Origin of the sequence: uncultured Nostoc sp. (assembly GCF_964247315.1) — a bacterium.
GTDB lineage: Bacteria > Cyanobacteriota > Cyanobacteriia > Cyanobacteriales > Nostocaceae > Nostoc.
The window spans coordinates 1-14,329 of the sequence record NZ_CAXTTT010000158.1 but is presented as its reverse complement, the minus strand read 5'-3'; the positions used below and the strand labels follow the sequence as shown (position 1 = coordinate 14,329).

The window sequence follows — 14,329 nt, the reverse complement described above, 5'->3', positions numbered from 1 at the left end:
TACCTTAATGGATTAATCTTTGCTCCCTAAATAAAAAGTGGGATGCTCCCGTTGAATAGCGTATAAGTTGTATGATATAAGCTAAAAAAATGAAATAATTAAAATCCAGCAGAATTTAGGAGTTAGGAGCCAATGGAAAAATCTCGTTAGCGACAATCCAAAATTTTTTATCCAGTTTGCGGTGCATTGTTGAAGCTGTAAAATATTATACATTATATTCAGTTGCTTGTGACCTATTTATTAGCCTTGCAATTAATTGCAAGGCTAATATAGTAGAGGTTTTAGTTATTTCACTTTTTTAAAACTACATGAAAAGAATTTAAATACCCAGTAATAGTTTTAGCTAATGTCTTGTGCTGTTTTTTTGTAGTTATTGCCATTACTTGATATAGTCTTCCTTCAGCAACATACATTCTACTTATAGTGATTTTCCCTCCAGAATTTATGTACTCAATTTCTTTGCCGGGATGATTATTGGAACTACGAATGTTTCGTTGACTAATTAAATTACTTTTCGTAGTCTTTAAAGCCATATCCCGTGCATTATTAAGTACAGCTTGGGGGTCAGCCATTTCACCGTAACTATAAGGAAAATCATTATAAGCAACTATGTATGCTACTTGCTGTTTTGGTGGTTGAGCGACAAATATTTTTAAGGTAATTTCCCCCATATAAGTTTTTTGGTATTCGGTATTTTTGTTGGGGCTTCCCGGCATCAAAATAGTAAAGCGTCCATCTGGAGCGGTGTATAACTTCCATTGTGGCTGCGCGGGTTGAGAAACGGTTGGTTTGACAACAGCCTTTGGAGGTTTGGGTTGACGCGCTTCCACGAGAACACAGCCACCACAGACAATGGTGGCGACGATTAGTGGTAACAGACTTTTAACTGTCATATTTTTTGCCCTTTGAGATGTTGATCTCACTGATGATGCCAGCTGTTATAACCTAGCAGCACATAAAGCAGCACCAATTAGACCCACTTGGGAGTTGAGGATAATATACACAGGAATATCTTCCAAGAGGCGGCGCATCCTACCTTTTTGGGTGAAATTTAATAAGAAACCGCTATTTTGGATTAAGGGCAGGATTTTGGGCGCAATTCCACCAGCAATGTATAAACCACCATAGGGTAAGAGTTTCAGGGCGAGATTGCCGGCTTCTGCACCGTAAGCGTCTATAAATAATTGCAAAGTTTGTTCACAGAGGCGATCGCTACCTTGCAATGCAGCTGTACCAATGACAGCACCGGCATCGACACTTTTCTCTTCTTGTCCGGCTTCTTGTTCCCAAGTTCTGACGACTTGGGCAATATCTGGTGATTCAGTGGCAAATTTGCGATCGCGCAAAAATTGGTAAATTGCCACAATTCCCATTCCAGAAACGACGCGTTCCACAGAAAGGCGTTGGATATCATGTTTACCTAGCAGGTATTTCAACAGTTGAAACTCGATCTCGTTACGAGGAGCAAAGTCAGCGTGTCCACCTTCTGAGGGAAAAACTTGATAATCGTTTCCTTGTTTAATTAAAAATCCTTGCCCTAAGCCAGTACCAGCACCAATAATTGCAATCGGCGCTTCGGGTTTAAAATTGCCAACTTGCAACGCGTGCAAGTCTTGTTTTTGTAAACCTGAAATGCCATAACCAATCGCTGCAAAGTCGTTAATCAAAGAAATGTGCGGGATACCCAATTCTTCTTCTAAACGTTCGGTATCTAGGAACCAGGCTAAATTGGTTAGTTTGGCAGTATTTTTGACAATGGGACCGGCGATCGCAAAACAGGCCTTTTCTGGTATGGGTGTATTAGCTTTGACCAAAAACTGCTGCACTATGGGTACTAAATCGGGAAAATCAGCACTGTGGTAACTTTCTCGACAAATAGTATGTAAAGCTGATGAATTTGATGTTTCAACCAATTGTAGAATAGTTTTCGTCCCGCCGATGTCTCCTGCTAGTAATAAAGTCATAGAATTTATTCGCGAATTAATTACTTTTTTTGTAGGATATACCCAACGTACCAGAAGCCATGAACGCAAATCTCTATCAGAGGTTTAAGCAAATCGAATAACTTCTTCTATATGGGTTAGATGGGAAGTATCTCCCGTTAGTTCTAATAACCATTCTGGGTCTTGACGTACCACTTTTACTAAAGAACATAAAGAAGCTTTAACTTCTGTTTTGGCAATTTCCCCCACTAGCCCCATTGCTCCTCCCAACACAGATGCACCATGCGCTACTAACAAGATATTGTCTGGGAGGAATTCAGTAGCTAAACATCTAGCAGTTTGTCCAGAACGTTCTCGCACTTTTTCGCGAGTTTCAGGATAATTGGCAGCAATGCGCGAAGTATAGCTGCTGTCAATTCTGGGAAATAACTCTGCTAATGCTGGAGTTGAGAGTCTTTTGGGTTCTTCTGTCATCCAAACTGGATTTAGCCATTCACTCAAGCCTGTTTCCAATTTGATCGGTAAGTTAAGCACTTCTGCAACTGCGTTTGCCGTTTGTACGGTTCGCAGGAAAGGAGAAGCGAAAATATGGCCAATATTTTCTCCTTTAAATCGTTTAGCTAACTGTTGTGCCTGCACCATACCATCATCAGACAAAGGTGGATCGTAGCGTCGTTCGGCGGTAAGAAACCAATCGGGGTTTACGAAATCGAGGCGGTTAGCGTGTCTTGCGATCCAGATGATTTGACTCATGGGTTTAATTATTCCGGTGAATACAATTCGCCGCTAAACAAATATATAGATATCTGCAAGGAGGGCTACAAATATTAATATATGACAAAAATCGTAATAATATTTAATAATACTACTAATTAGTAAAAGTTATAAATGCTGTCAATGTAGCTTTTCTTAAAGCCTTTTTAGCCAAGTTTCTAAAGCAATATCGACTAGTTCATTCAAAGTTTTTCGAGATTTAATGGCATTTTGATACTCTTGATGTCGTCTTTTATCTTCGTTGATATATTCCGCTTCACTGACTTCTTTACTACCTATTTTGTACCTTATACCTCCTGAATGACTCCATAATATTTTCATTTCAACTCCCCTTTGACGCTGTTTTTCAGTTTTACTAATTGCTTTTGTACGAATTCCTTTTGGTACATGGCCTTCAATTAAAGTATGATTTTCCCAATCTGTCCAAATTTTCATTCTGCCAATCTTTTTACTATCAGAATAATTTAAAGGCAACCATAAAAATAATACTGGCTGTCCCTTACTATCGGAGCCAATTTCAGCACAGAAACAACTTGTTGCTTTTCCATATTTAATGCTTCCAGGCACAGAAAATTCTTGCATACGTCTATCAAACATAAGAACTTTCTCCCGGATATTTATTAACTGTTCTTGTTGCTGAAGATTACAAAAACTCAAAATCTTATCAAGTACTTTTGGTTGCTGAGGAAGATCCTCAATAGAAATATTCTTTTCTTTATAATGAATTTCTACCTCTGAAATTTTTTGATTATCAATATTTCTTAAATATAGATAAAATCTTTCATCATCTGTCAAAATTTCAAAACGTAAAAACTCAATAGAAAGAGAGTTATACTTTCTATCTGTAAAATTATCTCGATGAAATCTGGCTGTAATCGCTATTAAATCAATGGGTTGTCCATAATCAACCTCTTCCTGAAAGGGTTTATTTTCAAGTAAAGCTTCATAATATCGAGTTAGTTGCTGAACAATATATCTGTCTTCACCGTTTTTCAATTCCAGCACTACTAACTGTCTCTTCTCATTCAAGGCTAAAATGTCGCAAATTTGACCTTTAATATAATATTGTCGCTTTAGTGGAATTAACCCGAAAAGTTCCTTTAAATTCGCCCAGACAAAATCTTCTAAATCAGCTTCAGTCGCAAATCTCCAACTATTACCTGTTTTTATTAAATTCACAAAATCCATTATCTGGCTCTAACTTGAGTAAATTACTACCTTTAGTATTCCCAAAGCTAGATATGAATTTATACAATTGCTTACAACTTCAACCATCCAAATAGTTGCCCTACAGTTAATTGAAAACCACTGACTAAATCGGGAACTGGTAATATTTCTTGTGATTCTTGTAAAAGTTCTGGTTGCTGCTTTGGTGGATAAACTAAAACAGAACGCTCATCAGGATCAATCAACCAACCAAAGCGACTACCATGTTTTAAACAATGTAGAATATTTCCGGTTACTTTAGTCTGGCTTTGATCTGGCGAAAGAATCTCAATCGTCCAGTCTGGATAAGTGTGAAAAACATTTGCCACATCTCCACGTTCATCTATGGGAATCCGTTCCCAAGCAAACACAGCTACATCAGGTACAATTGAGCGTCCGCCAAAAGTACACCGCAGTTCTGGAAATGCAAGGGCAACTCTTTGAGGTTTGGCTATAGAATTGATATTAGTGACTAGTTCACCTTGAAGAATACTATGTTTTCCCTGTGGCATTGGCTTTTGAATAATTTGACCGTTGATGTATTCTGAGCTAGGCTTTGTTTCTGGTAGTTTCAAAAAATCTTCTAAAGTTAGGGGTTTAGTTGGTGATTTTACCATGTGCTTGTACCTCCCAAGTTTTCATTTAATTAATCACCCTAAATAAGCTTTTTTAACTCGCTCATCACTAATTAATTCTGATGCTGCGCCTGTTAAGGTAATAGAACCAGCTTCTAAAACATAACCGCGATCGGCAATTTGCAGCGCCAAATTCGCATTTTGTTCAACTAATAAAATAGTCACCCCTGTAGCCCGGAGATTTTCAATAATTGAGAAGATTTCCCGGACGATCGCAGGTGCTAAACCTAAGCTAGGCTCGTCTAAAAGTAACAGCTGTGGTTTACTCATGACAGCGCGAGCGATCGCTAACATTTGTTGTTCACCACCGCTGAGAGTTCCTGCTAGTTGATTGCGTCTTTGTGACAAACGCGGAAATAGTTCAAATTGGCGCCCAATATCTGCTTTTATCTCTGCTTGATTAGAGCGAATATAAGCACCCAAAAGTAAATTATCAAATACTGTTTGCCGCGTTAATACTCTGCGTCCTTCTGGACAGTGGGCAATACCAAGTTGTACAACTTCGTGAGTTTGGCGGCGGTTAATATTATGTCCATTATAGATAATTACGCCACTTTTAGGATTAACTACTTTAGATATGGCGCGGAGTGTAGTTGTTTTTCCCGCACCATTAGCACCAATGAGAGTAACTACCTCGCCTTTTTGAATAATTAAATTAATCTTTTTTAAAGCTTGGATGCCGCCATAATTTACATCAAGTTCTTGAACTTCTAAAATTGTATAGTTTGGCTTGCTATCGGCTTTCATGGGCGGTTTACATCCAGAAATGTTGATTCAAAACCTAAGATACATCAATCATACATTTCTTAAAACAGTGCGTAGATATTGCTTTAACTTAAAAATTAACGCCAGAATACTGCAATCCTTATGATGTACTATTAATTACTGATAAAGATATCAAGCGTCCTGTGGTAAAAGCAGCAGATATTGGTAGCAAGCGACTAATTAATTTAGCTCCCGATGCATGGGTACAGTGGGTGACACAGTGTCCTGAAGTCGTGGCGAAAGAAATTCTCGGCTCTGAGTTTCATTGGATTAGCCGGGAAACAGATGTGTTAGTGAAAGCATACAGTGGTACTCACGGAGATTTTCTAGTACTAAATGAACTACAACTGCATTACACAGCACAGATCCCTCTACGGATGAGAGCCTATGCTGCCTTGGCACAAGAACGCTATCGATTGCCAACTTACCCAGTACTGATCAACATTTTACCGCCCCCATCCACCTTAACAATTGTCAGTAGTTACGAGCAGGAATTTTTGGGATTACGTGCTATCCAAGATTATCGCACGATTAATTTATGGGAAATCGATGCTGAGATAGTATTTCAGCAACCATTACCATCGTTGTTACCCTTTGTGCCAATCCTGCGAGGAGGGGGAGAGGTATCAGTTGTGCAACGCGCATTACAGGCGCTACGAACAGATGCACAGTTGAACGAGTTAGAATCATTGCTGGCATTTTTTGCTAGCTTTGTGTTAGACACGCCTTTAGTGCAACAAATCATGAGGTGGGATATGGCAGTATTGCGAGAATCGCCTTGGTATCAAGAAATTGAGCAAAGAGGTATTCAGCAGGGTGCGCTACGGCAACTAATCAGGGTATTGGAACAACGCTTTGGTGAAATTCCCCATGAAGTGGAAGTCAGGCTTGAGGGTGAAAGTGTGGAAAAATTAGAAAGTTTAATGGATAGCGCGATCGCTGTGAGTTCTTTAGACGAATTTTTGGTAATTTTATCTAGGTAAATTCATTCATTTCCTAAATAAGCTTCAATTACAGCTGGGTCATTTCTGACTATAGATGGTTCACCCAAGGCAATCAATTGACCAAAATCTAATACAGCAATGCGATCGCACAAACCCATAACTAATGGTACATGGTGTTCTATAAGGACAATCGTCAAATTAAAGTCATTGCGCAGACTACGGATAAATTGACTCAATTGCTGCTTTTCGTTGGGGTTCATTCCCGCCGCAGGTTCATCGAGAAGTAAAATTTGCGGTTCTAATGCTAAAGCACGGGCAATTTCTAGGCGACGCTGATCGCCGTAGGCAAAGTTTTTGGCTTTTTCGTCAGCGCGATCGCTTAATCCCACTAAATCCAATAAATCTAAAGCTTTTTGCTTAGTTTTCAATTCTTCAGTAAGCGCTGGTGGTAATCCCAAAACCCCTGTAATCATATTACTTTTAGTGTGTAAATGTCGGGCAATTATCACATTTTCTAATGCCGATAATTCCCTAAACAACCGGATATTTTGAAAGGTACGGGCGATACCTAAAGCCGCAATTTGATGAGGACGTAGTTGAGAAACTTCTGCACCTTGATAAATTAATTTACCGCTAGAAGGTGGTATGAAGGCAGTAATCAAATTAAATAGTGTTGTTTTGCCAGCACCATTAGGGCCAATCAGTCCAAAAATCTCATGTTTATTTACACTAAAAGATACATTATTTACCGCCACTAAACCACCAAAGCGGCGAGTTAATGCTCTTGCTTCTAAGACAATACTACTATTATTTTCTGGAATACTATGTGACATTTGTGCATATTATTATAAATATAAAACTGACGCAATAACTCTTTTAAACTTTTATTCCTTTGTGCCCTTTGCGTCCTTCTCTGCGAGACGCTGCGCGAACGTGGCTCGTTTTTTCCTTTGAAAAATATCTGGGGTAATTAGCCCTTGGGGAAAAAAGATTGTACCTATTATTATGAGGAAGCCAAAAATAATTAATCTACCATCTCGCAAAAACTGTGCTAACCAATTAGGTAAACCACCAGTATCAGCAAGGCTTCGCAGAATCTCTGGTAAGGCTGTAAATACCATACCTCCAATTACCGGGCCTAAAAAAGTTCTCGAACCACCAATTAAAACAAAAGTTAAATATATAATACTGGCATCAAAAGTACCTTGACGAGCATTCCAGGTATTGAGGAAGTGAGCGCTAATTGCACCTACAACCCCTGCAAGTATAGCCCCTAATGTAAACGCCAAAACTTTGTAATAAGTGGGATCGATTCCCATTGCACCCGCAGCTAATTCATCTTCGCGGATAGCGATAAAAGCCCTTCCAACGCGGATGCGTTCTAAACGATAAAGTAGCACCATACTAATTAATAGTAAAGGTAGAGCAATCCATAAATATTCAAGTTGTGTTTGGAAAGGTTGAGGAATACCAAAAATTCCGACAGCACCGCCTGTAATATCTAGATTCAGGGAAATGACACGCAGAACTTCTACAAAAGCGATAGTTGCGATCGCTAAATAAATTCCTCGCAATCTCAACGCTGGAATTCCCACTATTACACCCAATAAACCAGAAATTACACCAGCAATTAACATCTCCAATAACAACAATGGAATGGGAAATAAACTACTGCTAGATGTAAAAACTTTGGTAGATAAAATTGCTGCAATATATCCACCTAAAGCATAAAATCCGGGACTAGCTAAAGACAATTGTCCTGTCATTAGCGGTAAGTAAAGCGATAACCCTAGTAGTGCCCCCAATACCATAGAGACAATTAAAGAAGCGTAAGTAGCGAAAAAATCAACCATTTTAATACATTTTGATTAAGCTTAATTAGACTATTGGTTTTCTAAAATATTAAGCTGTTAATATTTCCTCTGCTGTTAGCGTCAGGTCAGGGAAAGTTCGTGACACAATTCGTTCTGAACCTCTAAAATGTGTGCATTGGTATTTACCCTCATCATTTAATAGAAAAACAAATACAGCCGGAACTTTTGGATTTCCCAAATACTCTCTTAGCCCAATTGCCAAATAATCTACAATCCAATATTCTGTAATACCTAAACGTTGATATTCATCTAATTTATCAATATAATCATCTTCCCAATTAGTTGATGTTACTTCTACAGCTAATTGGATGGGTTCTTCAAGTGCAGCATAAGCAGAACGATTTGAGCGCCATTTATCTTTATCTATGACACTTACATCAGGCTTGCGCCCTTGCTCTATGCCATTAGCAGTTATAGTTTTAAAGACTGCTGTGTTTTTTACTACGTAATTAAGATTTAGACGTTTAATTTCATCTTTGAAAGAGTCAGCCGTAAAGTCAGCAACATCATCATGATTTCTGGTTGCACGCACTTCTACAATTTCTCCATCTACAAGTTCATATAAACCTTCTTCTGGACACTGTTCTAAAAATTGATCAAAAGTTAACTTTTGTTTAGTGTATGTTTTCATAGCGATACGTCTTTTTAAACTTTCTGAATAAACCGCCGCCCTAGCAAACCTTGGGGTCTAACTAATAGCATGATAAACAAAATTGCAAACGCTACTGCATCTTTATATCCAGAATAATCAGCAGGGACAAACGCCTCTACTAATCCAATTACTAAGCCTCCCACCACTGCACCGGGAATACTACCTAAACCACCTAAGACAATTACTGCTAAACCCCGCAATCCAAAAGCAATGCCGAAATATGGCCCTGCAATACTAACACTAGAGGCGACTAAAGTTCCTGCTAATCCTGCTAAAAAACTGCTGATGAAGAATGTTAGGATGATAAAGCGATCGCTATTAATTCCTAACAAACTAGCTGTAGTTGGATCTTCTGCGATCGCTTGCATTGCCTTACCATATTTAGTTCGATTGATAAAATAGGTAAGAATTGCCACAATCACCACTGATACAGTAAAAATTACCACCTGAACACTGCGAATCGGAATTGGGTTTTCTGGACTACCAAAGTTAATTGCAGGTGGCAAATTACCGTAAGTATTTGCAGGGTACGTGTAACTTTCCGCGCCTATTAAATACTGGATTAAATTCACAATTACCACTGCTACCCCCAAACTGGAAACAACAGTTAGTAAGGGATCGGAGTTTTGACGGCGCAAAGGTTGAAAAGCAACTCGTTCCATCACTACCCCTACTAATCCCGCCAAGGTGCTTCCTAAAATTAAGGCTATAGCAAATGGTAATTTTATCGGTAAGGCTGCATTAGCCAGCAAGCCATTAAATCCAAAGTTCCCACCCATAAGTGCATAAGTGAAATATGCACCTAAGGTAAAAATCGCGCCATGAGCTAAATTAATAATGCCTAAAATAGAATAAACTAAGGTATATCCCAAGGCAAAAATTGCATAGACGCTGCCAATGGATAACCCATTTAATAATTGCTGCAAAAAGAGATTGATATTCATCTAGCAACTATTTTAGAAATGTGAATTTACCTTGACTTCCATCTTTTTCCATTTTGATTTGGGCAACATAGAAATCTTTTTGCACAACTTCACCATTGGGAGTAAAACCAATTTCTCCCAATGGTGTATTGTATGCTCCTTCAAGTATTTGTTTGTTTAACTGCGTCCGTAATTCTGGTAGCTGTAGTTTGTTGATTTTGCTCTTTTTATCTAAAGATTGCAGTGCTTCGACATAAACCTGCACTGCTGCAAAAGCTTGGGCACTAAATTGGGGTGGTTCTTTTTTATATTCTTCAATATAGGCTTTACGAAACGTCGCGTTAATTTCACCTGGATGTTCTGGACTGTACGCTTGAGCAATCAATACGCCATCACAAAATGCTTTACAAACTGGCAATAGATTCGATGTATTTAGACCATTCCCACCGACAATTAAACCTTTATAACCCAGTTCCCGCAATTGCCTAACTAAATTACCACCATCAGCAGCCAAGCCAGAAATAATTACCAAATCTGGTTTGAGATTAATTGCATTAGTAGCTTGACTTTGAAAATCTGTATCACTGGTTTGGAATTTTTGCACTGTTACTAATTCCAGCCCTTGATCCTTAACTGTTTGCTGAAAAATTTCTGTTTCTGACTTGCTAAATGCATCATTCTGAGCATAGAAAACTGCTACTTTTTTCAGTTGGGGATTTTGCTTAAGTGCAGCTTTGACAGAATTAGGCGCAACGATGGAAACTGGTGCAGAAACACGAGCAACGTAATCACCAATTTCGGGAACATTTTTAGCAGTATTTGATGGCCCAATAATTGGTACTTTTGCCCGTTCACCAATGGGATCGGCACTAAAGGCTTGTTGTGACAAAGTTGGGCCGACAATTCCAATAACTTTATCTTTATTAATTAGAGTTTGAAAAGCGTTAATTGCTCCTGCTTCATCACCACTAGTATCTTGAAAAACTAATTTAATTGGTGTGCCATTAACACCACCTTTACTATTGAAATACTTCTGGGCAAGTTTAGCTCCGGCAACTTGCTCTTGACCGAGTAGTGCCACATTGCTAGTTTGGGCAACACCAATACCGATGGGAATAGCACCTGATAATGTTCCCGTTGTGGCTGGGGTATTGGTTGCAGTGTTATTTGGGGTACTATTTGGAGTATTAGTTGGAGAATTTGTCACTGTGTTAGTGCCACCACCACAGCTTGTTAGTAGCAAAGCGCAAGTTGATAATAATGCTGTTGTCCGAGCGATCGCGTTGTTCATCGTTGGATAATCATCTAGTTATGAGATATTCGGCAAGAGTTAATAGTAAAGTTTATAATCTGCAAACAAAATTATGCAGATTTACACTTTTGCACGAATTCTATTAAATCATTCTTATTTCACCATGCAAAGAGAAATATTCAAAGTGCTTGTAAATACAAATTATTATAATTAGTAATGATTTTATCATTACCTGGTTTTAGTGCTATGAAGTCGCTGGAAAACTATCCACGTCAGAGCCTCTGTGTTAACCAGGTAATTTTAGGTAGGTTAAGTATTGAGTAAGAAATCTTAAGTGCTTTTTTCATTACCAGTTAATTCTCTAGGTTCGTAGTGACGGCAACCGTTACACGGGCCTTCGGGATTGACAGCACAACGCATGTAGCCAGATCGGGCATTAAATTTGCAGCTGATGTCACCAATCAGATAACCTACCCCTTCTAAATAATAGCGATCGCCTTCCACAGGTCTAAGGTTTTGCCGTCTCTGTACCAGTGGAAAATTCATGGCTGCTTGCCTCATCCGCAAGCGCGATCGCTGGGTTCTACGCATCATCCACAGGGAAAACAGGGACGGTAAAAAACCAATGGCAATTACTAAAAGTGTCTTTAACACCTTCTTTTTACCTCTTCTGGGCGCTGATTGATTGTCCCTGATGTTACACTCTGGTTTTACGGAAGTGCAAATATTAGGGCGGCTTTGTTTCTTTGTCACCAACTATGGTTGCAAAGAAATAATGGCAGTGTAGTATCTAGCAATTTTGAGGAAGAAGTTCCTTCTGCCACTTCAATCAGCATAACTGTTACAACCTCAGGGGTGAGATGCCGTTGAATGTTGATAATTTTAAGATTTGTTGACTAATACCTTTTTGAAGAAGCGTTTTGTGTCTGCTTCAGCCCCATTCTTGTTTTTTCTGTGTCGCTGCGATGCTAATCTTTTTTTGGTTTGCTGACGAAGTTGCTGTGCTAGGAGTGCAGCTTCCCTTTCGGCTCGGAATAAATCAACTTTTCGCGTTGTCAAAATAAATGATTCGTCAGACTTTCGTTTCACCCAAGGGATGCTAACTGCGAAATACTGACAAATATTTTTGCATAGCTCCTTTATCAAGAGTGGGTAACGTTTTTGAGTATTCATTGTGTTAGCGATCGCTTTCAACTCTAATATCGCTGCTTCTAACTCTTGCGCTATCTGATTGATGCGTTCGACTTGTGTTATAAAACGCTCCCGTTCACTGATGATTTTTTTTTCTTGGGGTTGCAGTGGCACTATAGCAGTAGTTACAAATGTAGGCTGGAACAGCAAAATGGGCTTTTTGTCTGTGTCTGGGATTTTTTTCATACTACCTCAAGCAAGGCTAGCTGACTTTTAAAGCATTTTAGCAGCTAATTAGTATACTTGTACTATATTCAGTATGATGCCTAAGAGAATAAACGTAACCAAAAAATTGCTGTTAACTTTTTAACTTCTTTCTTTCTTTCTTTCTTTCTTTGTGTCCTTCTCTGACGAGACGCTGCGCGAATGCGTCCTTCTCCCAAGGGGAGACGCTAACGCGAATGTGGTTCGTTTTTCTTTCTTGTAATTAAATATGGTTTAGCGCATCTTTATACAGAATTGGTATAACAAGCGTGTCATTCGATTAGGAATTTCCAGTAAAAAAACATCGCATCTCTGGGTAGCACAGCTGTCATTGGTGTAAACTTAAGCCGAAAACTATATCGGACAGGCGTTTTGCAAATCCCTCACGCCCTCATCCCCTAACCCCTTCTCCCAAGGGAGAAGGGGAATTGAATGTCTAGCTCCCCTCTCGCTTGGGGAGAGGGGCTGGGGATGAGGGCAAAACGTTCTCACCAAGCGGGTTTAGCGTTAAGTTGATAAAAATACACATCTGTGATACCTTACAGACAAACAAATTAATTTGGGATAATTTATTTTTTGGAAATCCCTTAATATGGAGTGCTAGTGCCTTCAATGAACTCAGGGGGCAACACATCACTAAACAATAATTGCTGTAACTCGACGCCTTCGGGACGGCTCCAATCCTTAACTAACTCAGCAATCAAAGTGATCGTAGCAGTTAGCACAACCCCAGAATCACGCATCCGTTGCCGTGCTAAATCTTCCGAAAGATGGAATGGTGAACCAGAAGCATCCATAACTGCTTGAACACTGTAGCCCTCGCGCACTGCGCTGATAGCCGGATAAACTAAGCAAACGTCCGTAGTTATGCCAGCCATAATTAAATTAGTACGATTTGTATCTTTGACTGCTTGAACAAAGTTCTTATCGTCCCAAGCATTTACAATACCTGCACGCTTGATTCTTACCTCGTAAGCTTCAGGTAGGCTTTGTGCTAAAGCAGTCATCAGCAAACCTTGAAACCGCTCCTCTTGGCTACTTGTCAAAACCACAGGTATCTTAAGTACCTTTGCCACTTTTGCAAGTGCAAGAGTATTCTTCTCTACCTCGGTCAAAGGCAAGTTTTTGATCAGCTTCATAGTGCCAACTTGATGATCGATCAGAAGCATAGCCGAGTTTTCTTGAGTGAAGTCAGAAAATTTCATTGTGCTGTTTTCCTAGTGGACCGTTGATATGATCTTAGAAATCTCTAGACTTATTCTGAAACGAACATTAAGCATTGCACAAGTAGGAACATAAGTGTACGTAGCATCTATTTTAAACATGGCTCAATCACCTCAAATCCTCAACGATCATCCTTATTTACGGCAGACACTTGAATTGGTTTCTGACAAATGGGTTACAGCAATCATCTACGTTCTATCCCAAGGTAAGAAACGCTATGGTGAGTTGCATAGAGAAATTGGAAGCGTTTCACAACGAATGCTAACTCGTACTCTGCGTGATTTGGAGAGAGATGGTCTTGTGAAGCGTAAAGTTTATCCTACTAATCCTCCCACTGTAGAGTATTCCTTGACAGCGTTGGGAGAAACGTTAGTTGAGCCACTTCGGCTACTATGCCACTGGTCAATAAATCATTTTCATGAAGTAGAAACTGCCAGAGCAAGTAAAGGTTTTACTACTATTTGCAGTAAAAAGTAGTTTGCCCATCCCCAAATTTTGGGATTTAATTTCCAGATGAGTTTATCATAGCGATCGCTTGAGTTTAGAAATATTCCATAGACGCATAGCGGTTTGTGAGGAATCAGGGCGATCGCAGGGAATCTTCATCAGCGAAGCAAGATAAAAGCGCACCGAAGTTTGCAAAAATTAAATAAGAGTTCGATATTGTAATCAAGCAAGAAGCGCGATATTAAATTCGGGCAGTCGTTTATTGAATTCGGGCGGTCGTTTCTTGAATTCGGGC

At 39.3% G+C, this 14,329-nt stretch carries 16 protein-coding genes; 2 read left to right on the top strand and 14 right to left on the bottom strand.

Going from position 1 to position 14,329, the window contains the following annotated elements; all coding sequences use genetic code 11:
• Positions 1-290: 290 nt before the first annotated feature.
• The 6 genes from ACFE93_RS30980 to ACFE93_RS30955 all read right to left on the bottom strand — a co-directional run bounded on the left by ACFE93_RS30980 (position 291) and on the right by ACFE93_RS30955 (position 5,305).
• The gene (locus tag ACFE93_RS30980; RefSeq protein ID WP_375479375.1) at positions 291-893 is read right to left on the bottom strand and encodes a hypothetical protein; all 603 of its coding nucleotides are present in this window, start codon (positions 891-893) and stop codon (positions 291-293) included.
• Between the two features lie 45 nt (positions 894-938).
• Positions 939-1,964, bottom strand: coding sequence for a glucokinase (locus tag ACFE93_RS30975; protein WP_375479373.1), 1,026 nt, complete (start codon positions 1,962-1,964; stop codon positions 939-941).
• An 84-nt stretch (positions 1,965-2,048) separates the two neighbouring features.
• On the bottom strand, positions 2,049-2,696 hold the full coding sequence (locus tag ACFE93_RS30970) for a histidine phosphatase family protein (RefSeq protein WP_375479372.1): 648 nt from the start codon (positions 2,694-2,696) through the stop codon (positions 2,049-2,051).
• 156 nt (positions 2,697-2,852) lie between these two features.
• Positions 2,853-3,905 carry an endonuclease NucS domain-containing protein gene (locus ACFE93_RS30965; RefSeq protein WP_375479369.1) on the bottom strand — a complete coding sequence of 351 codons (1,053 nt, stop codon included), beginning with the start codon at positions 3,903-3,905 and terminating at the stop codon, positions 2,853-2,855.
• A gap of 71 nt (positions 3,906-3,976) precedes the next feature.
• A complete protein-coding gene (locus ACFE93_RS30960; RefSeq protein ID WP_375479367.1) occupies positions 3,977-4,540 on the bottom strand; it encodes a Uma2 family endonuclease in 564 nt (187 codons plus the stop codon).
• A 33-nt stretch (positions 4,541-4,573) separates the two neighbouring features.
• The gene (locus ACFE93_RS30955) at positions 4,574-5,305 is read right to left on the bottom strand and encodes an ABC transporter ATP-binding protein (protein WP_375479365.1); all 732 of its coding nucleotides are present in this window, start codon (positions 5,303-5,305) and stop codon (positions 4,574-4,576) included.
• Between the two features lie 161 nt (positions 5,306-5,466).
• On the opposite strand from ACFE93_RS30955, the gene ACFE93_RS30950 reads away from it, so the two are divergent.
• Positions 5,467-6,306 carry an Rpn family recombination-promoting nuclease/putative transposase gene (locus tag ACFE93_RS30950; RefSeq protein WP_375479363.1) on the top strand — a complete coding sequence of 280 codons (840 nt, stop codon included), beginning with the start codon at positions 5,467-5,469 and terminating at the stop codon, positions 6,304-6,306.
• Between the two features lie 2 nt (positions 6,307-6,308).
• Here ACFE93_RS30950 and ACFE93_RS30945 read toward each other — a convergent pair whose 3' ends face one another.
• From ACFE93_RS30945 to ACFE93_RS30910, 8 genes are all read right to left on the bottom strand, one after another.
• Complete coding sequence (locus ACFE93_RS30945) at positions 6,309-7,100, bottom strand: ABC transporter ATP-binding protein (RefSeq protein ID WP_375479361.1); 792 nt, start codon at positions 7,098-7,100, stop codon at positions 6,309-6,311.
• A 51-nt stretch (positions 7,101-7,151) separates the two neighbouring features.
• Positions 7,152-8,120, bottom strand: a complete 969-nt coding sequence (locus tag ACFE93_RS30940; RefSeq protein ID WP_375479359.1) for a branched-chain amino acid ABC transporter permease — start codon at positions 8,118-8,120, stop codon at positions 7,152-7,154.
• Between the two features lie 49 nt (positions 8,121-8,169).
• A complete protein-coding gene (locus tag ACFE93_RS30935; protein WP_375479357.1) occupies positions 8,170-8,772 on the bottom strand; it encodes a Uma2 family endonuclease in 603 nt (200 codons plus the stop codon).
• Between the two features lie 14 nt (positions 8,773-8,786).
• On the bottom strand, positions 8,787-9,737 hold the full coding sequence (locus ACFE93_RS30930; RefSeq protein WP_375479355.1) for a branched-chain amino acid ABC transporter permease: 951 nt from the start codon (positions 9,735-9,737) through the stop codon (positions 8,787-8,789).
• Between the two features lie 7 nt (positions 9,738-9,744).
• Positions 9,745-11,007, bottom strand: a complete 1,263-nt coding sequence (locus ACFE93_RS30925; protein WP_375479353.1) for an ABC transporter substrate-binding protein — start codon at positions 11,005-11,007, stop codon at positions 9,745-9,747.
• A gap of 291 nt (positions 11,008-11,298) precedes the next feature.
• Positions 11,299-11,622, bottom strand: coding sequence for a DUF6464 family protein (locus ACFE93_RS30920; RefSeq protein ID WP_375479351.1), 324 nt, complete (start codon positions 11,620-11,622; stop codon positions 11,299-11,301).
• Positions 11,623-11,850: 228 nt separating this feature from the next.
• Positions 11,851-12,345 (bottom strand): hypothetical protein, encoded by a 495-nt coding sequence (locus tag ACFE93_RS30915; protein ID WP_375479349.1) that lies wholly within the window; start codon positions 12,343-12,345, stop codon positions 11,851-11,853.
• Positions 12,346-12,950: 605 nt separating this feature from the next.
• Positions 12,951-13,568: an isochorismatase family protein gene (locus ACFE93_RS30910; protein WP_375479346.1), complete on the bottom strand. Its 618-nt coding sequence runs from the start codon at positions 13,566-13,568 to the stop codon at positions 12,951-12,953.
• A 118-nt stretch (positions 13,569-13,686) separates the two neighbouring features.
• Between ACFE93_RS30910 and ACFE93_RS30905 the strand changes: the two genes are divergently transcribed.
• Positions 13,687-14,064 carry a winged helix-turn-helix transcriptional regulator gene (locus tag ACFE93_RS30905; RefSeq protein WP_375479344.1) on the top strand — a complete coding sequence of 126 codons (378 nt, stop codon included), beginning with the start codon at positions 13,687-13,689 and terminating at the stop codon, positions 14,062-14,064.
• Positions 14,065-14,329: the final 265 nt, after the last annotated feature.

Excerpts from the sequence above, each read along its gene's own strand:
- ACFE93_RS30955 (WP_375479365.1), bottom strand. The coding sequence starts at position 5,305 with ATGAAAGCCGATAGCAAGCCAAACTATACAATTTTAGAAGTTCAAGAA.
- ACFE93_RS30940 (WP_375479359.1), bottom strand. The coding sequence starts at position 8,120 with ATGGTTGATTTTTTCGCTACTTACGCTTCTTTAATTGTCTCTATGGTA.
- ACFE93_RS30905 (WP_375479344.1), top strand. The coding sequence starts at position 13,687 with ATGGCTCAATCACCTCAAATCCTCAACGATCATCCTTATTTACGGCAG.
- ACFE93_RS30945 (WP_375479361.1), bottom strand. The coding sequence starts at position 7,100 with ATGTCACATAGTATTCCAGAAAATAATAGTAGTATTGTCTTAGAAGCA.
- ACFE93_RS30960 (WP_375479367.1), bottom strand. The coding sequence starts at position 4,540 with ATGGTAAAATCACCAACTAAACCCCTAACTTTAGAAGATTTTTTGAAA.
- ACFE93_RS30970 (WP_375479372.1), bottom strand. The coding sequence starts at position 2,696 with ATGAGTCAAATCATCTGGATCGCAAGACACGCTAACCGCCTCGATTTC.
- ACFE93_RS30925 (WP_375479353.1), bottom strand. The coding sequence starts at position 11,007 with ATGAACAACGCGATCGCTCGGACAACAGCATTATTATCAACTTGCGCT.
- ACFE93_RS30975 (WP_375479373.1), bottom strand. The coding sequence starts at position 1,964 with ATGACTTTATTACTAGCAGGAGACATCGGCGGGACGAAAACTATTCTA.
- ACFE93_RS30980 (WP_375479375.1), bottom strand. The coding sequence starts at position 893 with ATGACAGTTAAAAGTCTGTTACCACTAATCGTCGCCACCATTGTCTGT.
- ACFE93_RS30910 (WP_375479346.1), bottom strand. The coding sequence starts at position 13,568 with ATGAAATTTTCTGACTTCACTCAAGAAAACTCGGCTATGCTTCTGATC.
- ACFE93_RS30915 (WP_375479349.1), bottom strand. The coding sequence starts at position 12,345 with ATGAAAAAAATCCCAGACACAGACAAAAAGCCCATTTTGCTGTTCCAG.
- ACFE93_RS30935 (WP_375479357.1), bottom strand. The coding sequence starts at position 8,772 with ATGAAAACATACACTAAACAAAAGTTAACTTTTGATCAATTTTTAGAA.
- ACFE93_RS30965 (WP_375479369.1), bottom strand. The coding sequence starts at position 3,905 with ATGGATTTTGTGAATTTAATAAAAACAGGTAATAGTTGGAGATTTGCG.
- ACFE93_RS30930 (WP_375479355.1), bottom strand. The coding sequence starts at position 9,737 with ATGAATATCAATCTCTTTTTGCAGCAATTATTAAATGGGTTATCCATT.